At 58.4% G+C, this 23,211-nt stretch carries 20 protein-coding genes and 1 pseudogene; 9 read left to right on the top strand and 12 right to left on the bottom strand.

What is annotated here, in order from left to right; genetic code table 11:
* Positions 1 to 80 precede the first annotated feature (80 nt).
* Positions 81 to 1,238, bottom strand: a complete 1,158-nt coding sequence (locus tag ACR0CR_RS13535) for an acyl-CoA dehydrogenase family protein (RefSeq protein ID WP_480599869.1) — start codon at positions 1,236 to 1,238, stop codon at positions 81 to 83.
* Between the two features lie 242 nt (positions 1,239 to 1,480).
* Here ACR0CR_RS13535 and ACR0CR_RS13530 point away from each other — a divergent pair, with 242 nt between their 5' ends.
* The 5 genes and pseudogenes from ACR0CR_RS13530 (at position 1,481) to ACR0CR_RS13510 (ending at position 9,253) form a co-directional block, all read left to right on the top strand.
* Positions 1,481 to 2,113 carry a pyridoxamine 5'-phosphate oxidase family protein gene (locus tag ACR0CR_RS13530; protein WP_480599868.1) on the top strand — a complete coding sequence of 211 codons (633 nt, stop codon included), beginning with the start codon at positions 1,481 to 1,483 and terminating at the stop codon, positions 2,111 to 2,113.
* A gap of 127 nt (positions 2,114 to 2,240) precedes the next feature.
* Complete coding sequence (locus ACR0CR_RS13525; RefSeq protein WP_480599866.1) at positions 2,241 to 4,721, top strand: heavy metal translocating P-type ATPase; 2,481 nt, start codon at positions 2,241 to 2,243, stop codon at positions 4,719 to 4,721.
* Positions 4,718 to 5,107, top strand: a complete 390-nt coding sequence (gene cueR, locus ACR0CR_RS13520) for a Cu(I)-responsive transcriptional regulator (RefSeq protein ID WP_480599865.1) — start codon at positions 4,718 to 4,720, stop codon at positions 5,105 to 5,107. Before ACR0CR_RS13525 ends, cueR begins: the two co-directional genes overlap by 4 nt.
* A 98-nt stretch (positions 5,108 to 5,205) precedes the next feature.
* Positions 5,206 to 6,081, top strand: a pseudogene (locus ACR0CR_RS13515) (NAD(P)-dependent oxidoreductase); the annotation flags it as partial.
* 106 nt (positions 6,082 to 6,187) lie between these two features.
* Entirely contained in the window at positions 6,188 to 9,253 is a 3,066-nt protein-coding gene (locus tag ACR0CR_RS13510; RefSeq protein ID WP_480599864.1) for an aminotransferase class III-fold pyridoxal phosphate-dependent enzyme, read from the top strand.
* Between the two features lie 47 nt (positions 9,254 to 9,300).
* Here the strand turns inward: ACR0CR_RS13510 and ACR0CR_RS13505 are convergent, their stop codons facing one another.
* Together ACR0CR_RS13505 and hemP are read right to left on the bottom strand one after the other, a co-directional pair.
* The gene (locus ACR0CR_RS13505) at positions 9,301 to 9,777 is read right to left on the bottom strand and encodes a hypothetical protein (RefSeq protein ID WP_480599862.1); all 477 of its coding nucleotides are present in this window, start codon (positions 9,775 to 9,777) and stop codon (positions 9,301 to 9,303) included.
* Complete coding sequence (gene hemP / locus ACR0CR_RS13500) at positions 9,774 to 9,941, bottom strand: hemin uptake protein HemP (RefSeq protein ID WP_480599861.1); 168 nt, start codon at positions 9,939 to 9,941, stop codon at positions 9,774 to 9,776. Before hemP ends, ACR0CR_RS13505 begins: the two co-directional genes overlap by 4 nt.
* Positions 9,942 to 10,165: 224 nt before the next feature.
* On the opposite strand from hemP, the gene gph reads away from it, so the two are divergent.
* Positions 10,166 to 10,840, top strand: a complete 675-nt coding sequence (gene gph, locus ACR0CR_RS13495) for a phosphoglycolate phosphatase (RefSeq protein WP_480599860.1) — start codon at positions 10,166 to 10,168, stop codon at positions 10,838 to 10,840.
* 197 nt (positions 10,841 to 11,037) lie between these two features.
* Here the strand turns inward: gph and ACR0CR_RS13490 are convergent, their stop codons facing one another.
* The 3 genes from ACR0CR_RS13490 to ACR0CR_RS13480 all read right to left on the bottom strand — a co-directional run bounded on the left by ACR0CR_RS13490 (position 11,038) and on the right by ACR0CR_RS13480 (position 15,028).
* A complete protein-coding gene (locus tag ACR0CR_RS13490) occupies positions 11,038 to 12,210 on the bottom strand; it encodes an acetate/propionate family kinase (RefSeq protein ID WP_480599858.1) in 1,173 nt (390 codons plus the stop codon).
* A complete protein-coding gene (locus tag ACR0CR_RS13485; RefSeq protein WP_480599857.1) occupies positions 12,207 to 13,595 on the bottom strand; it encodes a bifunctional enoyl-CoA hydratase/phosphate acetyltransferase in 1,389 nt (462 codons plus the stop codon). Before ACR0CR_RS13485 ends, ACR0CR_RS13490 begins: the two co-directional genes overlap by 4 nt.
* 191 nt (positions 13,596 to 13,786) lie before the next feature.
* The gene (locus ACR0CR_RS13480; RefSeq protein WP_480599855.1) at positions 13,787 to 15,028 is read right to left on the bottom strand and encodes a cytochrome-c peroxidase; all 1,242 of its coding nucleotides are present in this window, start codon (positions 15,026 to 15,028) and stop codon (positions 13,787 to 13,789) included.
* A gap of 42 nt (positions 15,029 to 15,070) precedes the next feature.
* Here ACR0CR_RS13480 and ACR0CR_RS13475 point away from each other — a divergent pair, with 42 nt between their 5' ends.
* Positions 15,071 to 15,541: a tetratricopeptide repeat protein gene (locus tag ACR0CR_RS13475; RefSeq protein ID WP_480599853.1), complete on the top strand. Its 471-nt coding sequence runs from the start codon at positions 15,071 to 15,073 to the stop codon at positions 15,539 to 15,541.
* Between the two features lie 31 nt (positions 15,542 to 15,572).
* On the opposite strand, the gene ACR0CR_RS13470 is transcribed toward ACR0CR_RS13475, so the two are convergent.
* Genes ACR0CR_RS13470 through ACR0CR_RS13445 form a run of 6 tightly spaced genes read right to left on the bottom strand, consistent with a single transcriptional unit; the run spans position 15,573 to position 21,151 of the window.
* Positions 15,573 to 16,634 carry a TRAP transporter substrate-binding protein gene (locus ACR0CR_RS13470; RefSeq protein WP_480599851.1) on the bottom strand — a complete coding sequence of 354 codons (1,062 nt, stop codon included), beginning with the start codon at positions 16,632 to 16,634 and terminating at the stop codon, positions 15,573 to 15,575.
* Positions 16,635 to 16,659: 25 nt separating this feature from the next.
* Positions 16,660 to 17,949: a TRAP transporter large permease gene (locus ACR0CR_RS13465; RefSeq protein ID WP_480599849.1), complete on the bottom strand. Its 1,290-nt coding sequence runs from the start codon at positions 17,947 to 17,949 to the stop codon at positions 16,660 to 16,662.
* Complete coding sequence (locus tag ACR0CR_RS13460) at positions 17,950 to 18,537, bottom strand: TRAP transporter small permease (protein WP_480599847.1); 588 nt, start codon at positions 18,535 to 18,537, stop codon at positions 17,950 to 17,952.
* Positions 18,538 to 18,591: 54 nt separating this feature from the next.
* The gene (locus ACR0CR_RS13455; protein ID WP_480599877.1) at positions 18,592 to 19,107 is read right to left on the bottom strand and encodes a flavin reductase family protein; all 516 of its coding nucleotides are present in this window, start codon (positions 19,105 to 19,107) and stop codon (positions 18,592 to 18,594) included.
* Positions 19,107 to 19,997, bottom strand: a complete 891-nt coding sequence (locus ACR0CR_RS13450; RefSeq protein ID WP_480599846.1) for an aldo/keto reductase — start codon at positions 19,995 to 19,997, stop codon at positions 19,107 to 19,109. Before ACR0CR_RS13450 ends, ACR0CR_RS13455 begins: the two co-directional genes overlap by 1 nt.
* Complete coding sequence (locus ACR0CR_RS13445; RefSeq protein WP_480599844.1) at positions 19,997 to 21,151, bottom strand: LLM class flavin-dependent oxidoreductase; 1,155 nt, start codon at positions 21,149 to 21,151, stop codon at positions 19,997 to 19,999. Before ACR0CR_RS13445 ends, ACR0CR_RS13450 begins: the two co-directional genes overlap by 1 nt.
* Positions 21,152 to 21,258: 107 nt before the next feature.
* Between ACR0CR_RS13445 and ACR0CR_RS13440 the strand changes: the two genes are divergently transcribed.
* A complete protein-coding gene (locus ACR0CR_RS13440) occupies positions 21,259 to 21,969 on the top strand; it encodes a GntR family transcriptional regulator (RefSeq protein WP_480599842.1) in 711 nt (236 codons plus the stop codon).
* Between the two features lie 12 nt (positions 21,970 to 21,981).
* A complete protein-coding gene (locus ACR0CR_RS13435) occupies positions 21,982 to 23,076 on the top strand; it encodes a Gfo/Idh/MocA family protein (protein WP_480599840.1) in 1,095 nt (364 codons plus the stop codon).
* Positions 23,077 to 23,211 lie beyond the last annotated feature (135 nt).

Genomic DNA, 23,211 nt, shown 5'->3' with positions numbered 1-23,211 from the left:
GCGCGGGCGACGCCCGCGCCTGCCTGGCCCAACGGGAGGAGACGTTCCGTCAGGAATGTCGACGACGGGCGGGAGCTCTTCTATACGTCGAGGGACCGCGCGATGAGTTCCTTCATGACCTCATTCGTACCGCCATAAATCATCTGAACACGCGCGTCGGCATAGAGGCGGGCAATCGGATATTCCATCATGAACCCGTAGCCACCGAAAAGCTGAAGACATTCGTGCATGATTTCATTCTGCACTTCCGAACCCCAGTATTTCACCATCGACGCAGTGGTCGCATCCAACTCGCCCGCTTCTAACCTGCCGATGCAATCATTGACGAAGCTCCGCAGCACTTCGGCCTTGGTTTTGCATTCGGCCAGCTTGAACCGGGTGTTCTGGAAATCCATGACACGCTGGCCAAATGCCTTGCGCTCCTGGGTGTACTTAACCGTCTCGGCGATGGCGAAATCTATTGCGCCCAGCGCCATGATGCCGATGGTCAAACGCTCCCACGGCAATTGTTTCATGAGCTGATAGAACCCCTGACCTTCCTCGGGGCCGATCAGATTGGTCATCGGAACCTTGACGTCCTCGAAATACAGCTCGGCCGTGTCATTGGCCTTCATGCCAAGTTTCTTGAGGTTGCGCCCGCGGCGGAACCCCTCGGCACCTTCGGTTTCGACCGCGATCAGCGAAACGCCCTTGGACCCGAGGGTTTTGTCCGTTTTGGCGACCACGATGATCAGATCCGCCGTCTGACCATTGGTGATGAATATCTTGGAACCGTTGATGCGATAGGAATTACCGTCCTTGTCCGCTGTCGTCCGCACCGCCTGCAGGTCGGACCCCGTGCCGGGCTCGGTCATGGCAATGGCACCGACGATGTCGCCGGACGCCAGGCCGGGCAGCCATTTTTGCTTTTGGTCCTCGCTGCCATAGGCGGTGATGTAATGGGTTACGATGGACTGAATGCCATATCCCCACCCGGCATCCCCGCGAGAGGACTGTTCGTACAGAGTGACCGAGTCAAACCCCATACCACCGCCAACACCGCCATATTCCTCTGGGATCGCTCCAGCCATAAGGCCCGTCTGTCCGGCCTGCTGCCAAAAGTCCCGGTCGACAACACCGTTATCAACCCATCTTTCCACATTAGGCACCAGAGCGTCGTCCATGAACCGACCGGCCATATCCGCGAACATACGGTGTTCATCGGTAACCCAACTTGCGGTATTGGCAAAAAGTGACATCCAGAATCCTCCCAAATCTGTTTGCCCGAAGCTAACCAAGCTGCATTTGCCTGCCAATCCGCAGGAAGTGTTGACTGTCCGGAACGCTGCGTAACATCCGCCTCGTTGGCGTACGCATCGGTCCGGTTCACAATTGCGTTTGATAGCATTCTCGCAATGACTGAAGCCACTCATATGATATCGGTAAACAAGGCCAATCGACCCCGGACCGTAATCCGGATCAAGACCGCGAAAGGACTGACATGCCACGTGCCTTTTCCGAAATCGCCTTTACGCCGAATGTCCGTGCCCACCAAAATCGCATGGGATCTGCCGCTAGCTATGCGAAATTCATTGAGGATGGTCCCAAGCAAGGCCATTTGATCGGCCCTGTAGAAGAGGCGTTCATCCATGCCCAAGACGGTTTCTATCAGGCCACCATATCCGAGACCGGTTGGCCTTACGTCCAGTATCGCGGCGGCCCGGTCGGATTTCTGAAGGTGTTGGATCAGAACACCATCGCCTATGCGGACTTGACTGGCAACAAACAGTACATCTCGCGCGGCAATCTGGATGGAAATGATCGGGTCGCCTTGATCCTGATGGATTATGCCAATCAAAGGCGCCTCAAAGTTCTGGGTCGGATGACGTTCACCGAAGGATCCGAGGCCGCAGCAGGGCTTGTCCCGTCCAACTCCGAGGCACCCGCCGAACGCGCGGCAATCTTGAATGTCGAGGCTTTGGACTGGAATTGTCCCCGCCACATCACCCCGCGTTTTACCGAAGCGGAATTAAAGCCGCATCTGAACAGGCTGGGCCAGCAACTGGCGCAATTGCAGGCAGAAAACGAGCGCCTGATACAAGAGTTGGAGCGTCTCAAAAACGGCACTGGCTAATGCCGCACCCATACAAGGCTCGAACGCGCCAAGACCGGCAGATGGTCGCAGCCATGCCCTGCCCCTTGACCTTCCGGTTACTGGAACCCTTATCTGGGGTGCAGATTGAAGTGCCAGGACGACTCGGATGGCGGAACAACATCACGCTCAGATCAAAATTACTGGCATGGGATGTGCCTCATGCGTTGGTCGCGTCGAGGCCGCGCTGCGTGCTGTGCCGGGCATTGATGCGGCTGCGGTCAACTTTGCGACAGAAACGGCGCAGCTGGACTATTCCGGGGCTTTTCCGGGCGTTTCAGAAGCATTGGACAAGGCCGGATACCCGGCGGCCCGGCAAACCACTGCTCTGAATATCGAAGGGATGAGCTGCGCGTCCTGTATTGCGCGGATAGAGCGGACGTTGTCCGGCACCGCTGGCGTTTTGAGGGCTCAGGTCAATCTGGCGACCGGCAAGGCAACCGTCACTTACTTGGAAGGTGCAACCGACCCTCAGACTTTGTCCGGCGTTCTGACTAAGACGGGCTATCCGACCCAACCGGAAAGCCCGGCTGCCACGGCGTCAGATCGCGAGGCCCGGACAACTGAAATCACTACGTTGCGCCAGGCGACTCTGCTTGCGGCGGCGCTGGCGGCTCCGGTTTTCATTCTTGAGATGGGCGGCCACATGATCCCCGCCTTTCACCATTGGGTACAAGCGACAATTGGGGGGCAAACCAGTCATCTGCTGCAATTTGCGCTGACCTCGGCGCTGCTATTGGGTCCCGGGCGCGGATTTTACACAAAAGGCGTGCCATCCCTGATCAAAGGCACGCCGGATATGAACGCGCTTGTCGCATTGGGAACAGGCGCTGCCTATTTCTATTCGGTCGTCGCGACGTTTGCACCACAGATGCTGCCGCAAGGCACAGCGAATGTCTATTTCGAGGCCGCCGCCGTGATTGTCGTCCTCATCCTTTTGGGACGATTGCTGGAAGCCCGCGCCAAGGGCCGGACCGGCGCGGCCATCCGAAAGCTGATCGGGTTGCAGCCCAAAACGGCGCGGGTGGAACGCGACGGTGCCCTTGTTGACCGCCCGATCGCAGACATCAACGTCGACGACATCCTGCACATCCGACCGGGCGAACGCGTGCCGGTGGACGGAGACGTGCTGGACGGCGCCTCATACATTGACGAAAGCATGATCACGGGTGAGCCCGTTCCGGTGGGCAAAACCGCCGGCGACCCGGTCGTCGGTGGAACGGTCAACGGCACCGGAGCGCTTCGCATACGCGCAACGCGGGTCGGTGCAGACACCGTGCTGGCGCAGGTCATCAGCATGGTGGAACAGGCCCAGGGGGCGAAACTGCCCATTCAGGGTCTGGTCGACCGGATCACCTATTACTTTGTCCCGGCTGTTATCGGCGTTGCCCTGCTCACAGTTCTGATTTGGCTGGTCTTTGGCCCGGCACCCGCGCTGCCTTTGGCCTTGGTTGCCGGAGTGTCCGTCCTGATCATCGCCTGTCCTTGTGCGATGGGGTTGGCCACACCAACCTCGATCATGGTCGGAACCGGGCGCGCGGCGGAACTTGGTGTTTTGTTTCGCAAAGGCGACGCCCTGCAGCAGCTGCAAAAGGCCAGCGTGATTGCGTTGGACAAAACAGGGACGCTGACCCTGGGTCGACCAGAATTGGTCGATGTCGTTCTGGCCAATGGGTTTGACCGAGACGCAGTTCTACGGCTTGCCGCGGCGGTCGAGGCGCGCTCGGAGCATCCGATCGGCACCGCAATAACCCGAGCCGGGCCGTCGGAATTGCCGCCTGTGGACCAGTTTGAATCTCTGACCGGTCTTGGCTTGCAGGGCACGGTCGATGGGCGGGAGATTCTCGTGGGATCGGACCGATTGATGACGCAACGAGGCGTCGATCTGTCTGGTTTGAAGTCAGATGCCGAAGTGCATGCTACCAATGGGGCAACGCCTGTTTATGTCGCGATCAACAGTGTTGCGGCGGCGGTTTTGGCAGTCACGGACCCGATCAAACCGGGGTCGAAAGAGGCGCTGGCGCATCTGCACCAGATGGGCCTGAAACTGGCGATGATCACCGGTGACAATGCCGCAACGGCACAGGCTTTGGCCTCGAAGTTGGACATTGATCACGTCACCGCCGAAGTGCTGCCGGACGGGAAAGTGGCCGCAATCACAGCGTTGCAACAAAAGTTTGGCGCGGTGGCCTTTGTTGGTGACGGCATTAACGATGCGCCTGCACTGGCAACCGCTGACATTGGCATCGCCATCGGCACCGGAACGGACGTCGCCATCGAAACCGCCGATGTCGTTTTGATGTCCGGTGACTTGCGCGGCGTTGTGAACGCCATAGAAATCAGCCGCAGGACGATGCGAAACATCCGGCAAAATCTGGGTTGGGCTTTTGGCTATAACACCGTCTTGATCCCGGTCGCAGCCGGTGTGCTTTATCCATTTGGAGGGCATTTGCTGTCCCCGGCCCTTGCCGCCGGGGCCATGGCGCTGTCCAGTGTTTTCGTCGTCACCAATGCCCTGCGCCTGCGCCGGGTTCAGACGTCGACCACTGAACCTGCCGCTACCCATAGTATTCAGGAGGCTCACGCATGAATATTGGCGACGTTGCCTCTCAGACCGGGCTGCCAGCGAAGACAATCCGGTATTACGAAGAGATCGCGCTGATCAATCCAATGCGCGACAACAATGGGTACCGACGGTTTCGCGAACAGGACGTTCACAAACTGAATTTTCTCGGACGCGCCCGCACCTTGGGATTTACGATTGAGGATTGCCGGACGCTGCTTGCGCTCTACGAAGACGAGACACGTGCCAGCGCGGACGTAAAGCGCGTTGCACGGGATCACCTAGATCAAATCGACGCTAAGATCGACGATCTTAAGGCCATGCGTGACACGCTGAGCCATCTGGTGGATGCCTGTGCGGGGGATGACCGTCCCGATTGCCCGATCCTACAGGATCTTGGCAGCAAATCGTAGGTCGGGCTTGCCCTTTGAGCCGCGCTTTGCTTTGTCTCTGCAAAACACACCGGTGACCCGCTCATTCCTGCGGTCGGCCGGAAAGCGGAGAGGATCACAATATGGCTAACGTCGCATTCCTTGGTCTAGGTGTTATGGGCTATCCTATGGCCGGTCACCTGCAGGCCGCAGGTCATCATGTCACCGTATACAATCGCACCACAGCCAAGGCCGAGGCCTGGGTGGCCCAACACGGAGGCGCCATGGCTGGGTCTCCGAAAGACGCGGTGCGAGATGCGGAATTCGTGATGGCCTGCGTCGGCAACGATGACGATCTGCGCATGGTCTGCACCGGCAACGAAGGAGCGTTTCATGGCATGTCCCAAGGCGCAATTTTTGTCGATCATACAACCGTATCAGCAAAGGTGACACGTGAACTGTTCCAAGCGGCCAAAGGTCAGGGATTGAACTTTGTCGACGCCCCGATTTCCGGCGGCCAGGCGGGGGCAGAAAACGGGGCATTGTCGATCATGTGCGGCGGCGAGCAATCGGCTTACGACGCTGCTGAGCCGATCATGCAGACATACTCGAAAATCTGCCGTCGGATCGGCGACAGTGGAGCGGGCCAGATGACCAAAATGTGCAATCAGATCGCGATTGCTGGTGTCGTACAGGGGCTGAGTGAGGCATTGCATTTTGCTGAAAAAGCTGGGTTGGATGGACGCGCCGTGGTTGAGGTGATCAGCCAGGGCGCTGCCGGCAGCTGGCAAATGGTGAATCGGTACGAGACCATGCTGGACGACGATTTCGACCATGGGTTCGCCGTGGACTGGATGCGCAAGGACCTGGGGATTTGTCTGGATACGGCCAACGAAACAGGAGCATCATTGCCGGTGACGGCTTTGGTGGATCAATTCTACAAGGACGTGCAAAAGCTGGGCGGCGGTCGGTGGGATACATCGTCACTGATCAAGCGCCTGCGCGCGTTGGGCTGAGGTCAGGGGGCTGTCTGCCCCCTCTTGGCCCGCTGGGCCAATTCACCCCCGAGGATATTTTAGGCCAGATGAAGAGGATCCCCGGATTGATCAGGCGAAACATCGTATGAGCGAATTGACTGCATTCTGGAAAGACGCCCTGAAGCAACATTGGGGGCTGGAAGCAAAACTGACCCGTTTGGATGGTGAGTATGATCTGAACTTTCTGGTCGAAGCTGCGAATGGACAGGATTACGTTCTGAAAGTGATGCGCGCTGGCTGTGACCGCGCGCTTGTGGACCTCCAGATAAGTGCCTTGGATCACCTTTCAGACCGGGCGCCGGGCCTTCCCTTTCCCAACGTTATCCCCGACCTCAGCGGTCAACATCTGGGGCAGGTGCCGGACGAGGCGGGGCAGCCGCGACTGGTTTGGTTGCTCGAAGCCTTGTCAGGTGAGTGCTATGCGCGGTCTGCTCGGAAATCCAATGCGCTGATCCGCAAGCTGGGTCGCGTTCTGGGTGCCGCAGACAAAGCGTTGGAGCAGTTCGAACACCCGCATCTGCGTCGCGATGCATTCAAGTGGGACCTGATGCAAGCCGACTGGATACGCGAAAAGCTGACCGTAATCGAGGGTCCGGACCGGCGCGCCCTGTTGTCGGACATTGTTTCGGAGTTTGATCGCGTCAAGCCTCAGTTGTCGGCGCTGCCGAAGCAGGCAATCCACAACGACGCCAACGACTATAACATTCTGGTTGAGGGCGAGTTGGGTGGCCCACAGACAGTTTCAGGTTTGATTGACCTAGGCGATATGTGCGCGGCCCCTCGGGTTTGCGATCTCGCGATTGCGGCGGCATATGTTGTTCTCGATCACCCAAAACCGGAACATGCGCTGACCGCTCTGGTCCAGGGTTATCACGGAGCCAACCGTCTGAGCGCGGATGAAGTTGATCTGATCTGGCCTTTGCTGCGTATGCGGTTGGCGGTTTCGGTCGTGAATTCGACTCTGTCGGCCGCCGACAAACCGGATGACCCATACGTTACGATTAGTCAGGCCCCGGCGTGGCGTTTTCTTGAGAATGAGGCGGCCAATGGCGGGCTGATGCCGGCCCGGCTGCGTGTTGCCTGCGGTCTGCCGGTCACAAATGGGGCCGAGCGTATCCATGCTTATTTAGCCGATCACCGGGGGCACTTCGCAGAGATGTTCGCGCAGGACCTGAAAGATGCCCCGATGGGGTCGCTATCCGTTGAAAACTGCACCTGGCCGCAGAACCCGTTTCATATGCCGCTGGAGGAAGCAGCGCGTGTTGGCGAGGAATATGGCGCGGGGCTCTGGCTCGGGTACTACAACGAGCCGCGCCTGATCTATGCTGAGCCGGTATTTCGCAAAGGGCCGTGGAAGGCCTCGGACCGGCGAACCGTGCATCTGGCGGTGGATGTCTTTGCGCCCGCCGGCACCGTGTTGCACGCGCCAATGAGCGGACGGGTCGAGGCGGTCGAGAACCGCGCTGCGCATCTGGACTACGGTGGCGTGGTGATCCTGCATCATGAAACGCCCGAGGGTGATGCATTCTATACGCTATATGGCCACCTTGACCCCGAAATCTGCGACCGCCTGAAACCTGGCGATCCCGTTGCGCAGGGGGCGGCGTTCGCGCGTCTTGGGGATGCCACGCAAAATGGTGGCTGGGCCCCGCATGTCCATTTCCAACTCGCCTTGACCACGGATGGGATGCAGAATGACTGGCCCGGTGTGGGGGATCCGGATGAAATGGAACTTTGGAACGCAGTCTGCCCGAACCCGGCGGCTCTGCTGAATCTGCCGGACGAAAAGGTCTGCTATCACCCCACAGACAAACAGGTGGTTTTGAAAGGGCGACGCGATCATTTCGGCGGCAATCTGAGCCTGACCTATGACGACCCGGTCATGCTGGTGCGCGGATGGAAACACCACCTGTTCGACGAATGGGGACGCCCTTATTTGGACGCGTATAACAACGTGCCTCACGTGGGGCACGCGCATCCGCGCATTCAGGCTGTAGCAGCGGATCAATTGAAGCGGATGAATTCCAACACCCGCTATCTGCACCCGGCACAGACAGCCTTTGCCGACAAGATCCTGTCCAAACTGCCGGATCATCTGCAGGTCTGTTTCTTCGTGAATTCGGGCACCGAGGCGAATGAACTGGCCTTGCGCCTATCCCGTGCCCATACCGGCGCAAAGGGGATCGTGACGCCGGATCACGGCTATCACGGCAACACAAACGCGGCTGTGGCAATCTCGGCCTACAAGTTCAACAAACCCGGCGGAGTCGGCCAGGCAGATTGGGTGGAACTGGTCGAGGTTGCCGATGACTATCGCGGCTCGTTTAAACGAGACGATCCCGACCGCGCCACAAAATTCGCGGATTTTGTGGATCCGGCGATTGCTTCATTGCAAGACAAAGGCCATGGGGTCGCGGGCTTCATTGCCGAGACCTTCCCCTCGGTCGGTGGGCAGATCATCCCACCTCAGGGTTACCTGCCTGCGGTCTATGACAAAATCCGGGCTGCTGGCGGTGTTTGCATCGCAGACGAAGTGCAGACCGGTCTGGGCCGCCTGGGCGCGCATTACTTTGGCTTTGAACACCAGGGCGCGATGCCGGACATTGTGGTGATGGGCAAGCCGATTGGCAACGGTCACCCGCTGGGCGTCCTGGTTACAACGAAAGAGATCGCCGAGAGCTTTGACAACGGTATTGAATTCTTCTCAACCTTTGGCGGGTCTACGCTGTCGTGTCGGATCGGCAAGGAGGTGTTGGACATCGTCGATGACGAAGGGCTGCAGGAAAACGCACGCGAAATGGGCGCGCGTCTTATGGACGGTCTAACGAAAATCGAAAGCGATTTTGCCTTTGTCGGCGACGTGCGCGGCATGGGGTTGTTCCTGGGTGTCGAATTGGTCAATTCGGACGGATCTGAGGGCACTGAAATCTGCAAATACGTCAAGAACCGGATGCGTGACCATCGTATCCTGATCGGCAGTGAAGGACCCAAGGACAACATCCTGAAGATCCGCCCGCCCCTCACCATCGAGGCCGAAGACGTGGAAATGATCCTCTGGGCGTTACGGAGTGTGTTGGCCGAGGTTGGTGACTATGCGCCCGCACAAGATGGCGACCACACCCACCATGATCCTGGCTGCGGATGTTGCTGAATCACCAAAACCCCGGCAAAATCGCCGGGGTTTTGGCTTTTTACCGACTAGTGAAGCATCAAGTTCGGGGTGTGATGCCCTGTCGTCGGCACGGGGATCGATTTTTTCATTTTCCGCAAGGCCATTCCCGCTTGTTCCGACAACGCGGCAAGCGCAGGCGCGAAGTCGGGACGAACGATCAAATAAGCCATCATCATTGCGTCTTCACGCTCGCCTTCGGATGCCGCTCCGATCATCTGTGCAAGACAGTTTTCGTCCGCACCCAGACAAGCGCACCCCGATCCGTGCCAAACCAATTGCCGCCGTCCATGAAGCGCGCAGAGCGTGCAAAGCCGATCAAGCGCTTGCATCGCGACGCAATCAAAGTCGGTCCCGATTTGACGTTCCAACCCGGTTGAACGCTCTGCGTGTTGCCCAGCGCTCTCGCTCCATTGGCGAAAATACATGACCGCCGTCAGCTCAATCGGGTTCAGGTCCGCCAGCCTTCCGACTGCCGCCCCGCCGCGCAAAGCCTGAGTGGTCATTTCGTGAGGATCAATTTACCTGCCCGCGTGATGCGGAGCGTATAGAGCTGGTCGCCAAGCTCAATATGGGCCAGGTTTCCGCCCTTCGTCAGCTCCTCGGCCTTATGGGCAGGCAGGATCGAAACGGCGTAGCCTTGGGTGGGGTTTGGGGTCTGCGCATTCATCGGGACACCTCCAGAACATGAGGAACAATGGCCTCATCCAATTGTATTGCTGTGAACTGGCTGACCCGTGACTGGGTTGGCTTACTGTATTCGAGCCTTAACCTGATTAAAATACTAAGATATGTCAAGCCCTCAAAATCCGCTTCTCCGACCAAGCGGACGGTTGCACCTGAGAGACGCGGAGACTAGGGCTGTCGCAACAGGCAATGAAGGCGGATAAGCGTATGACAGCAGTAGTTGTTTTTGACTTGGATGGAACTCTGGTCGACAGCCTTGCGGACCTTTCCGGCGCGGTGAACACAATGCTTTCTGACGAAGGACTGCCCCCTTTGCCTGATGACACGATCCGGGGGTTCGTGGGAAATGGTCTACCAAAATTGGTGGAACGTGTGATCCTCCATTGCGGGTTGCCGCCGCACCATCATCCGCGCCTCACACAGGCGGCGCTCGCCCATTACAACGCTGCCACATGTGTGAACACTACAGTGTATCCGGGTGTAATTGAGGCATTGGTGGAATTGACCGAGATGGGTTGTGCGCTGGGCGTTTGCACAAACAAACCTGAGGCACCGGCCGAACATGTTTTGTCTGCTCTGAATTTATCCGAGTACTTTAAAACGGTTATCGGAGGCGACAGACTGAAGTCGCGAAAGCCAAACCCTGTGCACCTGCACGCCTGTTTCGACGCTTTGCCGCAGGTCGGGCCTTGTATATTCGTTGGCGACAGCGAAGTTGACGCGGAAACTGCGGAACGTGCGGACGTGCCGTTCTTGCTGTTCTCCGAGGGTTACCGGAAGTCTCCGGTCGCAGAAATCCCGCACAGTTTTGCTTACGCCGACAGCTCAGAGATTCCGTCGCTTGTGCGGCGCATTCATCAAGATCGAAGCAGTGGTCTATAGGCTGAAAAGTTATGAGGGGCCGGCCGAGGGGGTAAGAAGCCAGCCCCTCTTCGGGGGAAACTGAAAGTGGTACAGACCAAATGGCCCGGTGTTAAAGAAACCCTAACGAATCGCCGCGACCTGCGATATTGGGGGATTCCCGTAGCACGCCACTTTTTTCGAAATTTCTGGGTTCACGCCCTTCGAAACAAGGCGATTTAGGCGACCAATTCGGCAGCGGCCCGGGCGATGACCAATTCTTCGTTCGTGGGGATCACCATCAGCTTGACCCGGGACAGGTCAGTTGAAATGACGCGCCGATTATCCGCATTGGCATCGTGATCCAGTTCCACGCCGAACCACCCCATGTCCGAGCAAATTCTGTCGCGGATAAAGGTCGAGTTTTCACCGATACCTCCGGTAAAGACGACGGCATCCAATCCGCCCAAAACAGCGACCATGGCGCCCAATTCCCTGCGCACCCGGAATGTGAAATAGTTAATGGCATTGCGCGCGCCAGCGGTGTCCGACGCCTCAAGCGTCCGCATGTCGTTGGAAAAGCCGGAAAGCCCCAACAATCCCGAACGTCGATACAAGAGGTTGGAAATCTCGTCAGCGCCCATGCCCTTTTGATCCATCAGGAACAGCAAAACGCCCGGATCAAGCTGTCCGCAGCGCGTACCCATCGGCAACCCATCCAGAGCAGAAAACCCCATCGTCGAACCGACGGATCGCCCCCCGATCATGGCGCACATGGATGCACCGTTGCCCAGATGCGCGACAACCACTCGTCCATTGTGCAAAAGCGGCGCGGTCTGGGCCATGTGGCCCGAGATATAGTCATAGCTCAGCCCGTGGAACCCATAGCGCCGAACGCCCATGTCGTAATACTCGGTCGGCAAAGCAAAAGTATCGTTGACCCACGGGTGATTGCGGTGAAATGCGGTGTCGAAACAAGCAACCTGCTTGGCGTCCGGAAAGGCCGCCCGTGCGGCGCGCACGCCATCCAGGTTGTACGGCTGATGCAAGGGTGCGAACGGGATCAACTCTTCGAGCTTGGCCAGACTTTCCGGCGTCACGACAACCGGCTTGTCATAATCCGGCCCGCCATGCACGATCCGGTGCCCAACCCCAACGATCTTGGCCGAGGGGAATCTCACTTCGACCGAACCGAGAACCAGATCCAGGGCACCCGCGTGATCCAAGGGTGTTTCGGTCATCCGATCCACCAGAATGCTGCCGTCGGTCATGCGCGCAAAGACGCGCGCACTTGGACTGCCGAGCCGGTCCACCGTCCCTGAAACCACCAGTTCCGGTTCGTCACCACCCACGGTGAACAGACCGAATTTTAGTGTCGAGGAGCCCGCATTCAGCGTTATGATATGCGTCATTGCATTATTCCGGACAGACGCGCCGCGTGCAGAGCGGCCACCGCGCAAGACGCCAGTCGGGATTTATCGTCGTCTGACCGGCTGTTCAAAATGATCGGCGCCTTGGCCCCCAACACGACGCCCGCTGCCTTGGCGTTTGCGATATACGTCAACTGTTTGGCCAGCATGTTTCCGGCGTCGATATTGGGTACGACCAAAATCTCAGCGCGGCCCGCAACTTCGGAGACAATTCCCTTTGTCTGCGCCGCAGCGAGCGAGACCGCGTTGTCCATCGCCAGCGGGCCGTCAACCAGCCCGCCTTTGATCTGGCCACGCTCTGCCATTTTCGACAGCAACGCCCCGTCGATCGAAGACCGGATCGCCGGGTTTACCGTTTCCACTGCCGAAAGAATGCCCGCTTTGGGTGCCCCGATTCCGATCGAGACGGCCAGATCAATCGCATTCTGGGTGATGTCGATCTTGGTTTCCAGGTCCGGTTCGATGTTGATGGCTGCGTCCGTCACAAGCAGAGGGTGCGGCTGTCCCGGCACATCCATGACGAAGATGTGGGTAAAGCGCCGACCTGCCCGCAATCCGCGGTCGCTCCGCAGCGCCGCGCGCAGTAGGTCATCCGTGTGCAGGTGGCCTTTCATCAATGCCTGCGCCTTACCATCAGCCACCAGATCAACGGCCAGATTGGCCGCATCGAAATGGCTGGACGCCGGAATGATCTCGGTATCGCCCAGCTCCAAACCGGTTTCCTGCGCTGCCTTGGCGATCTTGTCGGGATCGCCGATCAGAATAGGTCGAATGATCGTTTCCCGCCCGGCCAGCAAGGCACCGCCCAGTGAATTGGGCTCTTCAGGGGCCACAACGGCTGTCGGCATCGGTGCCAAGGGTCGGGACCGGTCAAGCAAAGCATCGAAATGGCGATGGCGCTGAACGACCAGGTCCGGAACATCTATATTGTCGAGAGTCAGTTCCTTTGCAGGCGCAATTACGACAGCATGGCCGGACACGATGACTGCACCGTCGCTTGGCCGGGTGACGCTCGTCTCCATCACGACCTCACGGTTCTCGCGCTTTTCCGAGACCGTAACACGTGCCAATAGCTCGTCGCCGGCGTGGGCGCGGTCGCGAAAATCGAAGTTTTGCGACCGATAAAGAGTGCCCGCCCCCGGAAGGATATTGCCCAAAACCGCTGAAATCAGCGCGCCGACGAAAAGCGCTGGCGCAATGGCTTCATTGATCCCGTCGCCGTCGCCATCCTCAGTAGACAGGTGCATTGGGTTGTGGTTGCCGGAATTCGAGGCAAAGACATAGAAATCATCCTCGGTGCAAAGCCGCGTCAACTCGGCGGAATCGCCAATATTCAACTGGTCATACGTCTTGTTGTGATATTTCATCTGTCGTCTCGGCTGTTTCTGGAGAGCGGGTCTGTTACGACCAGGAAGTTAGGCCAGAGCTTTATGGAAATTCTGCCGGAAGTCCAATGATGCATTTTTGACAAAGCATATTGTGAGAATTGTTGCTTAGGGCCGTTTAAAAAACGATCGCTGCGAAAAACACGCGCCTTGTTATGGTGACGAGATCGAAGCTACGGCGAAAACTGATCGGGCACACCAAACGGTGGGGTATCGACTCCAACCCCGGTCAGTGAGTTCAAAAACGCGACCAGGCTGTCGATTTCGGTATCCGTCAGCGTCTGCGGGGCAATGTCAACTCTTTGCTGCAGACGTTGGATCTCAGGCTTGTCTTGCCAAACGATGAAATCGACTTTCTCCAACCAGGGAACTTCTGGCAGGTTGGCCATAGCCGGTGCCCACGCATGCAGGCTTTCTGTCGGGTTCAAATGATGGCGGATCATGCTTTCGAGGTCGGGAAAAGCTCCGTTATGGCCGTAAGGCGCAGTCAGCGCGACATTGCGCAGCATCGGTGTGCGGAAGCGATAGGCATCCTCGAGCTGGTCGCTCTCGCCCATCCGTCCGACGTCCCGGACATAGGGGTCCCACTGACGCGTGCGTCCGGGACCGAAGGGTGGCAGAGACAATGCGTGGAACTTCTGATCCGACATGAGCGGTCCAGAGTGACAGGTCGAACACTGCGCCTTGCCATAGAACAGGTCCAAACCGGCTTTCTGGATTGGAGACAGCGCTTCTGCATCACCCGCCAAATACAGATCAAAAGGACTATCCGTGCTGCGCCACTCGATGGCCATGAATGCCGCCAAAGCGTTGACGATTTGCGTGATCGTGATGTCTTCGGTTGTTTCAACCTCATCAAAGGCGGCGACCATGGCCGGGCCGTAGCGCGGATCGGTGCGCACGCGTTTGGCAAGGATCGGCCAACCCAGATCAATCCGGTCAGCAACCGCTCCGGTCACCTGATTTTCGCCGACATTTCCTGCCATTTCGAACTGCGACGTCAGCGGGAACAGCGCCTGCGCGGCCAGCAAGGAATTCAGACCCTCGGGCAACCATTCCTGCGCGGGTGAGTTGAAACCGTTGCCATAGACGTCCGAAATACTCAGCCGCCCGTCGTGAAAAACCGTGTGGATGTCCCGCGCGCCCAGATTCCAAAGCCCGGGCGAATTGCGGGGGATGCGTTTGCGGATCTTGTTGGCACCAACCCCCGGCGTTCGCTCCGGCCCAAGCCCTTGCCCACCCTCGCCGATGCCAAGTGACAACCCGTCAGAGGTGCCGAAATCGGGGTGGTGGCAATGGGCGCAGGAGATGTTCTGATTGCCCGACAGGATCGGGTCGTAAAACAGTTGATGACCGACGGCGGCCTGTTCCATATCAAAGGGAATGAAGTCATCATCGGTCAGCGGACGCGGCAACTCCTGTGCCGTCGCCGCTCCGACGAAAAGGAAGAAAACCCAATGCGCCAGCTTGTATTTGCCCTTTGTTGCCTTGCCACACCGGCGCTGGCCGAACTGGAACAGGCGCGCGACATGATGGAGGCCGGAGAGTTCGAAGCGGCGCGCGAAGAACTGTTGCCCGCGGCGCGGTCCGGCAATGCCGAAGCCGAGGAGTTGATCGGTGTGATGTACGGCCTTGGGCTGGGCGTCGAGCAGGATTATGAACGCGCGTTTGACTGGTATCTGCGCGCCTCGATGAAAGGGCATCCGGGCGCGCAATCCGGCGTCGGCTGGTATTATGAGCTGGGCTTGGGCATGCCCGCGCCCGATCTGGTACGGGCCTATATGTGGTACACGCTCAGCGCCATCGGCGGCGACCCCGACGCGGCGATCAGCCTGGAAGAAGTGGTCAAGAAAATGTCGCCGGAGCAGATCGAAAGGGCGCATGTTCTGGTCAATGACTACAAAGGGTGGATGTACCCGTTTCGCTAAGGGCCGGGCCCCAAGGCCCGACCCCGTTCGCTTAGTTCAGGTCTGCATCGCGCGACGTATTCACGTCTGCCTCGGCCGCAGCGACGGCCTCGGTCAGCGCGGTGAACACCTCGTCCCCACGGCCCACATTGGTCTGGAACCACTCATAGACAGGGGTCGCGGCCTCCTTGAACGCGGCTTTCTGTTCTGGAGTAGGCACATAGAGATCACCGCCACCGGCGACGAAATCTTCGTAGGCCTGGATCGACTTGCGCTTGGGCGAGGCAAAGGTCGCCTGCTGCAGCGCATAGAACCCGTCGACAACCACGCGGCGCATGTCCTCGGGCATCTCCTGGAACTTGGCGTTGTTCATCCACCACAGCGCCCCCATATAGGCGTGGCCGTCCAGAGTGACATATTGCAGACCCGCATCCGGGAATTTCATGCCCATGATGTCGGTGATGCCGTTCTTTGAGCCCTCAACCACGCCGGTCTGGAAGCTTGTGAACAGCTCGGGCCACGGGATCGGGGTCGGAGAGGCTCCAAGCGCCTTAACCAGTTCCTGCGGCAGGTCGGCAACCACGGTGCGGATTTTCAGACCTTCCATATCGGCAGGCTCGGCAATCCGGCGCTGCGTGTTGGCAAAGTTGCGCCAGCCGCCGGTGTTGCCGATGGTCATCAGACGGATTGCGCCGCCGGAATCTTCCAGCGCCATGTCACGGACCTTGCGGGTGAAGTCGCCCGACAGGACATGCTCGGCAATACGGTCATCCGCCATCAGATAAGGCAGGTCCAGAACCTGCACATAAGGGAAGATGCCCGACGCGCCACCGGAGGTAGAGATATAGATGTCGATGGTGCCGTCGGCCACGCCTTGCAGACACTCGGCCCCGTTCGAACACAGCTGCGTGCCGATGAACAGCTCGACCTCGATGGCGCCGTTCGAGGCGGCCTCGACATAGTTTTTGAAGACGATCAGACCGTCATAGTCCTCGTCGTTTTCGTTCGAGTTCGCTGTGGCGCGCAAAGTGTAATCAGCAGCCGTTGCAGCCAGAGCGGACGCGGCCACCAACGAGGTGGCCACCGCAGCGGTTTTCATAAATCTTCTGAGCATTCGTTTCCTCCCTGTGATACTCAGTTCAGTTTGCAAATCCCGTTATCCTCGGGATCGTCATGGATAGTGCGGGGACATAGGTGATCAGGAAGATCACTATGATTTCGACAGCCAGGAACGGCAGGATCGCCTTGGCAATGGTTTCGACCTTTTCGCGCGAAACTGCGGCGGCCACGAAAAGGACCAGCCCCATCGGCGGCGTTGCCAGACCGACAGTCAGATTGACGCTCATGATAATGGCAAAGTGGATCGGGTCCACGCCGAGGCTGGTGAAGATCGGGCCAAGGATCGGGCCAAGAATGATGATCGCGGGGCCTGCGTCCAGGAACATGCCAACGACGAACAGCAGCAGGTTGATCAGGAACAGCAGGATCAGCGGGTTTTCCGACAGGCTGAGGATCAGCGATGCCAGTTGTTCTGGCGCGTGGCTGAGGCTGACCACCGTCTTGAACGCCATCGCCGCGCCCACCAGCAAAAGAACCACGGCCGAGGTCAGACCGGCGTTGCTGAGAATCTCGGGCACTTCTTTGATCGTCAGCGTGCGCAGAACGAAAAAGCCGATGATGAAGGCATAGCCCACTGCGACGGCGGCGGCTTCGGTCGGGGTGAAGATGCCGCCCAGAATACCGCCCAAAATGATGACGGGTGTCAGCAGCGGAAAGAACGCTTTCAGGCTGGCCTGACGACGCTCGCCCCATGTGTACTTTCGACTGGCGACGGGGAAGTCGTATTTGTCGGCCATGAACTTGATCATCAGCATCAGGCCGACGCCGACCATGACACCCGGAACGATACCTGCAAGGAACAGCGCGGCCACGCTTTCGCCCATCACATAGGCGTAAATGATCATAATGCCCGATGGCGGAATGATCGGCCCGATCACCGAGCTGGCCGCCGTGATCGCTGCGGCGAATTTGCGGGTATAGCCCTGTTTTTCCATCGCCGGGATCAGCATAGAACCCAGCGCCGACGTGTCGGCAACCGCTGACCCCGAGAGCCCGGCAAACAGGATGGAGCTCAACACGTTCACATGGGCCAGACCGCCGCGGAAATGGCCCATCAGCGCCTGAGAGAACTCGACCAGACGGATTGTGATGCCGCCGCGATTCATCAACTCTCCGGCCAGCATGAAGAAGGGGATTGCCATCAGCGGAAAGCTGTCCATGCCGTTGTAGACGTTCCGGTACAGCAGTGTGATGTCGTTCGTTTGCCCGTTCAGCCACAGCAAAATACCGGGCGCGGCCAGCAGCGCGAAAAAGACCGGCAGGCCGATCATCAGGAACACAAGGAATGTGGGCAGGAACCAAATCAGCATCTATTCAGCCCCCACCGGTGCATCTGCGATTTCCGGTAGAAGATCACCGCCGCCAAGTAGTTTGACGATAGAGCGCAGGATTAGTTCAACATTGACAGAGATCAGCAAAACGACCCCAACCAGCAGCGAGGCCATCATCCAGCTACGCGGAACGCGGTACCATTCATCAAAACCAAAGGAGGTCGGAATATACAAAGCCGCTGTTGCGAACTTGCCGCCAAATCCGGTGACCTCGGACCAGCCGATGTTCACCGCGACAAGCAGGACGGCCAACGAAACGAACAGTAGAAACAGCATCAACAATTGGCCCAGCGCCTTCGGCAGCATCATGGGGACCATGTCGATGGCCACGAACCCACCGCGACGGAACGCCGTCGGTGCCATCAAGCCCGTCATCCAGAGCATGCAAAACCGCGCAGCCTCATCCGGCCAAGGAAGGGCATTACCGAGAACATATCGGAAGAACACCTGAATCAGGATTGCGATTACCATCAATGCAATCGCAACGACGCCAACCGCGCGGCCAAAACGCAGCACGGTTTCGTTCACGAATGCAATCGGCGCAAGCACCGTTGCCAGTCCGCTCATGCGGATCCTCCCTTGCTCAGCCGCAGGTTTGGCCCCGCGGTCGTCAAATCGCGCTTAGTGCTGCGCGAATTGGCCGAGTTTCCCGGCATAGAAGGTCAGCGCGTCTCCGTCCGCCATGCTGACCTTCAAGACTTTTCCGACCACGATAACGTGATCTCCTGCGTCGTGATACGCATGTTGTTCGCATTCAAACCGCGCCAGACAATCCGGCAGCAGCGGCGTGCCGTTCTCACACCGCTCATGCGCGATCTCCTGCAGAGCATGGGCATTCTGGGAACAGCCAAAACAGAGTTCGGCCTGGTCAGATGACAAGACATGAACGCTGAAGTGCCGCGCTTTGTGAAAATATGGGAAACGGCGCGAGTTGCGATCTCCGGCCCACATCACAAGGGCTGGGTCCAGCGACAGTGACGAAAAACTGTTGGCGGTGATGCAGATCGGGCCATCGTCGCTGTCACAAGTGACAATGGTTACACCGGTTGCAAAGCGGCCAAAGGCGTCGCGTAAGGTGCGCGTGTCATCTTTGTGCGGAATGAAAGTGCGGGTTAAATCACGAGAGATTGCGTTCATCATGGCACCTCATGTCCCAGCGCCGCCGTATATAGGCGGAACCAGGTTTCTCGATCCAGCTTGACGTTCAGGGCGTCGGAAATGCTGCGGATGCGCCCCAGATTGTTTGTACCAATCACCGGCAGGATGCCTGCCGGGTGGGCCAGCAAAAACGCGATGGCCACGGCGGCGCGGTCGACACCGCAATCCGCGGCGATTTCATCCGCAATGGCCCCAATTTTCGAGTCCGTCGCCATCACCGAGCCACCGCCCAGTGGCGACCAAGCCATCACGCGGTGGCCATGCCGTTGGTGAAAGGCCAGATCGCCATTGCTGAAGGGGCCGATCTCGCTCAGAGAAACCTCGATCTGGTTGGTGACCAGAGGGGTTTTCATTGCAGATTGCAGCAACTCCCAATCCCAGGGCCGGAAGTTCGACACGCCAACCGCGCGCACTTTGCCGCTTGCAACGACCTCATCCAAGGCAGACCCGGTCTCATTGTGGTCCATGAACGGATCCGGGCGATGGATCAGCAAAAGGTCGATGTGGTTGATCGCCATTTCAGACAGGGACGTATCGACGGATTTCAGAATGTGCGCGCGTGACGTATCGTAGTATTTACCGCGCGCCTCGGCATACCGCCCGATCGGTGCGACGATGTCGCATTTAGTCACGATCTCCATCTGATGCCGCAAAGCTGGATTAGCGCGAAGGGCCGCGCCCATGATCGCTTCGGCGCCGTAGTCACCGTAGATGTCAGCCTGATCGAAACTTGTGATGCCCTGATCCAGACAGGCCTGAATCTTGGCTTCGACATGCCCGACCGATGTGTCGTCGTCATCCCCGATCCGCCACATGCCGTAGACAAGGCGGCTGAGCTCCAGCGTGTCAGATAGTTTCACACGTTGCATTAACGACGAACTCCGTTGCCCAGCGGCGTTGCCGGGGTATCTGCAGGCACGCGACCGTATTCTTCGGGCAGCGAGCAGGTTTTCAGGTTTGGCATGACGCGGGTACCAAAATGCTTGGCCTCATCCATGTGAGGGTAGCCCGAGAAGATGAAGGCGCGGATGCCCATCTTTTGATATTCCTCGATCTTGGTCATGACTTGATCGGTCGAACCGACCAATGCCGCCCCGCATCCCGACCGCGCGCGACCTACGCCCGTCCAGAGGCCCGGTTCCACGTATCCATACTCATCCGCCAGATCGCGGTTTTTGGCTTGGTGCGCGACGCCCAAAGAGGTCGAGTCCAGCGCCCGCTCGCGAATTGCACGGCCATATTCGTCGTCAAGTTTCGAGACGATGTAATCTGCGTATTCCTGCGCCTCGGCTTCAGTATCGCGAACGATCATGTGCACACGAAGGCCGTAATCCAGCGTGCGGTTGTAATTTTCGGCCACCGCATGAACGGCTTTCATCCGCTCGGCCAGTTGATCCTTAGTCTCCGGCCACATCAGGTAGACGTCGCAATGCTCGCCACACAGGTCCAGCGCTGACGGAGAATAGCCTCCGAAATACAGCAACGGTCCGCCGGTCTGATAAGGCTTGGCTGGATCAGTGGTTAGACCCGAGAAGTTATAAACCTCGCCCGCGTGGTTGATTTCGTCCTGCGTCCACGCTTGCTTCAGAATCTCCACCACCTCGCGCGAGCGTTGATAGCGGAACGCGCTGTCGTCTTTCTCTCCGGGGAAGTCGGAGGAGATGATGTTCACTGTCAGCCGCCCCTTCAACATGTGATCGAGCGTCGCGATGGTGCGGGCCAGCATGATCGGCTGCATCTCACCGCAGCGCACTGCGGCCAGCAGGTTAATCTTGTCGGTGATCGGCGCGCAGCCAGCGACAAAACTCAGCGTGTCTTGACCGACCTGATAGGAAGAGGGGCAGAGGATGTTGCGGAACCCCTGCGCTTCGGCCTCTTTCACGATCCCGGAACAGTGATCCCAGCTCGACCGCAGGTCGCCATCTGGCACGCCCAGAAACTGATAGTCGTCCGAGCACAGCGCCGCGAACCACGAAACCTCGGCCGCATCCAGATCGGGGGATGTGATGGGGACGATGGTCATTTGATTCGTTCTCCGTGCATCTTTTGACTTTCCTCTTGCGTAGCAATCGCTTTGATGTAGATCAATAGTGTATCAATTTTTTCCGCGATTCAGTGAAGCGCCTCCGGATGACGACGACCCACCGCAACCCAAACGCCCTTCCGATCTATGTTCAGATCGCGGAACTTCTGATCCGCGACATTGCCGCCGGGCGGTTGATTGATGGTGAGAGGCTGCCACCCGAACGGGACATGGCTGCCAACCTCAATGTCTCGGTTGGGACACTGCGAAAATCGCTCGCAGAGCTTGAGAAAAAAGGCATGCTTGAGCGTATTCAGGGTTCGGGCAACTACATCCGCGAAACCGGCACGCAGAACAGCGTCTACGCGATGTTTCGGTTGGAACTGCCCGAAGGTGGCGGGCTGCCGCGCGCGGATATCCTGTCTGTTGACCAGCTTGGCAAGCCTGACGACCTGCCCGATTTTGGAACATCGACCCAAGGCTCGCGTGTCCGTCGGATGCGCTATTTGAATGACACAATCATCGCGGTCGAGGAAATCTGGTTGGACGAATCGGCTGGAAAGATACATCAGGCGCTGCTGTCCGACTCGCTATATCGCTACTACCAGCAGCAGTTGGGGTTCTGGATCACACGCGCCGAGGATCGCGTTTCGGTTCGCGCCCTGCCTGCTTGGACGCCCGATGGGTTCACAAAACCCGCCGGGGAAACGGCTGGCTATATCGAACGGTTCAGCTGGTCGGAAGGACCAGAACCGGTTGAGTTTTCAAAAACCTGGTTCGACCCGGATCGGGCGACCTATGTCCAACGTCTGAAGTAAAAGGAAGAACGCATGACCCGGACCATCAACTACGGGCTGATCGGATGCGGTATGATGGGGCAAGAGCACCTGCACAACATCGCACTGCTGGATGGCACGCGCGTTGCCGCCATCGTTGAGCCCGACCCGGGGATGGCTAAAAAGGCCGCCGAGATTGCGCCGGAGGCCGAGGTTGTGCCCAGCATTCAGGCCCTTCTGGCGGTGGAAGATCTGGATTGCATCGTGATCGCCAGCCCCAACCATCTGCACGTTGAACAGGTGATGGAAATCGCAGCAACCAGGCCCCTGCCCTTGCTGGTCGAGAAACCGCTGTTTACCGATCCGGCCGACGCCGAGCGGCTTGTTGAACTGGAAAAGACCTATCCGCATCCGATCTGGGTCGCGATGGAATACCGCTATATGCCGCCTATCGCCGCCCTTATCGCAGAGGCGCAAGAAACGACCGGCGGCATCAAGATGCTTTCCATTCGCGAACACCGTTTTCCATTCTTGGAGAAAGTCGGCAACTGGAACCGCTTCAACAGCCAAACCGGCGGCACCTTCGTCGAGAAATGCTGCCATTTCTTTGACCTGATGCGGCTTATCCTAAAGTCCGACCCCGTGCGCATGACTGCAATCGGCAGTCAGTCGGTCAATCATCTGGATGAGACATATGATGGCGAGACGCCGGACATTTTGGACAATGGCTATGTCATCGCAGAATTCGCGTCCGGCGCGCGTGCGATGCTGGAATTATGCATGTTCGCCGAAGGCTCGCGGTATCAGGAAGAGATCAGCGCCATCGGCCCCAAGGCCAAGATCGAGGCAATGATCCCCGGACCAGGACGCTTTTGGCCCGCGCATCTGGGTGCCGCACCGGTCCCGCAACTGGCAATCAGCCCGCGTGATCCCAAGGGGCCGGTCACCCGCGATATTCCGGTTGATCCTCAATTGCTGGCGGCCGGAGATCACAACGGCTCGACCTATTTTCAGCATCAAGGCTTTCTGGACCTGCTGCGCGGACATCGCGACACGCCGGATGTTTCGCTAAGTGATGGCGTATGGGCCGTTCGGATGGGCTTGGCGGCGCAGATGTCGGCGAAAGAGCAAAGAGTGATCGAGTTATAGCCGGGCAGCCCCAACAGTCTGAACCCGAACCTACCACTCAGGGCCATTCACCCAATCTCCTGAACCTCAGGGGCGATCACGTCACTCTTGGGTTCGATCAACCGATGTTGAGCCCTGATTCAGCGATGAATGACA

Source organism: Ruegeria sp. AM2 (genome assembly GCF_056540685.1).
The sequence above is the reverse complement of the archived record's forward strand: the minus strand, read 5'-3'. Positions and strand labels throughout refer to the sequence as shown.

Excerpts from the sequence above, each read along its gene's own strand:
- ACR0CR_RS13535 (WP_480599869.1), bottom strand. The coding sequence starts at position 1,238 with ATGTCACTTTTTGCCAATACCGCAAGTTGGGTTACCGATGAACACCGT.
- ACR0CR_RS13530 (WP_480599868.1), top strand. The coding sequence starts at position 1,481 with ATGCCACGTGCCTTTTCCGAAATCGCCTTTACGCCGAATGTCCGTGCC.
- ACR0CR_RS13525 (WP_480599866.1), top strand. The coding sequence starts at position 2,241 with ATGGCGGAACAACATCACGCTCAGATCAAAATTACTGGCATGGGATGT.
- cueR (WP_480599865.1), top strand. The coding sequence starts at position 4,718 with ATGAATATTGGCGACGTTGCCTCTCAGACCGGGCTGCCAGCGAAGACA.
- ACR0CR_RS13510 (WP_480599864.1), top strand. The coding sequence starts at position 6,188 with ATGAGCGAATTGACTGCATTCTGGAAAGACGCCCTGAAGCAACATTGG.
- ACR0CR_RS13505 (WP_480599862.1), bottom strand. The coding sequence starts at position 9,777 with ATGACCACTCAGGCTTTGCGCGGCGGGGCGGCAGTCGGAAGGCTGGCG.
- hemP (WP_480599861.1), bottom strand. The coding sequence starts at position 9,941 with ATGAATGCGCAGACCCCAAACCCCACCCAAGGCTACGCCGTTTCGATC.
- gph (WP_480599860.1), top strand. The coding sequence starts at position 10,166 with ATGACAGCAGTAGTTGTTTTTGACTTGGATGGAACTCTGGTCGACAGC.
- ACR0CR_RS13490 (WP_480599858.1), bottom strand. The coding sequence starts at position 12,210 with ATGACGCATATCATAACGCTGAATGCGGGCTCCTCGACACTAAAATTC.
- ACR0CR_RS13485 (WP_480599857.1), bottom strand. The coding sequence starts at position 13,595 with ATGAAATATCACAACAAGACGTATGACCAGTTGAATATTGGCGATTCC.
- ACR0CR_RS13475 (WP_480599853.1), top strand. The coding sequence starts at position 15,071 with ATGCGCCAGCTTGTATTTGCCCTTTGTTGCCTTGCCACACCGGCGCTG.
- ACR0CR_RS13470 (WP_480599851.1), bottom strand. The coding sequence starts at position 16,634 with ATGCTCAGAAGATTTATGAAAACCGCTGCGGTGGCCACCTCGTTGGTG.
- ACR0CR_RS13465 (WP_480599849.1), bottom strand. The coding sequence starts at position 17,949 with ATGCTGATTTGGTTCCTGCCCACATTCCTTGTGTTCCTGATGATCGGC.
- ACR0CR_RS13460 (WP_480599847.1), bottom strand. The coding sequence starts at position 18,537 with ATGAGCGGACTGGCAACGGTGCTTGCGCCGATTGCATTCGTGAACGAA.
- ACR0CR_RS13455 (WP_480599877.1), bottom strand. The coding sequence starts at position 19,107 with ATGAACGCAATCTCTCGTGATTTAACCCGCACTTTCATTCCGCACAAA.
- ACR0CR_RS13450 (WP_480599846.1), bottom strand. The coding sequence starts at position 19,997 with ATGCAACGTGTGAAACTATCTGACACGCTGGAGCTCAGCCGCCTTGTC.
- ACR0CR_RS13445 (WP_480599844.1), bottom strand. The coding sequence starts at position 21,151 with ATGACCATCGTCCCCATCACATCCCCCGATCTGGATGCGGCCGAGGTT.
- ACR0CR_RS13440 (WP_480599842.1), top strand. The coding sequence starts at position 21,259 with ATGACGACGACCCACCGCAACCCAAACGCCCTTCCGATCTATGTTCAG.
- ACR0CR_RS13435 (WP_480599840.1), top strand. The coding sequence starts at position 21,982 with ATGACCCGGACCATCAACTACGGGCTGATCGGATGCGGTATGATGGGG.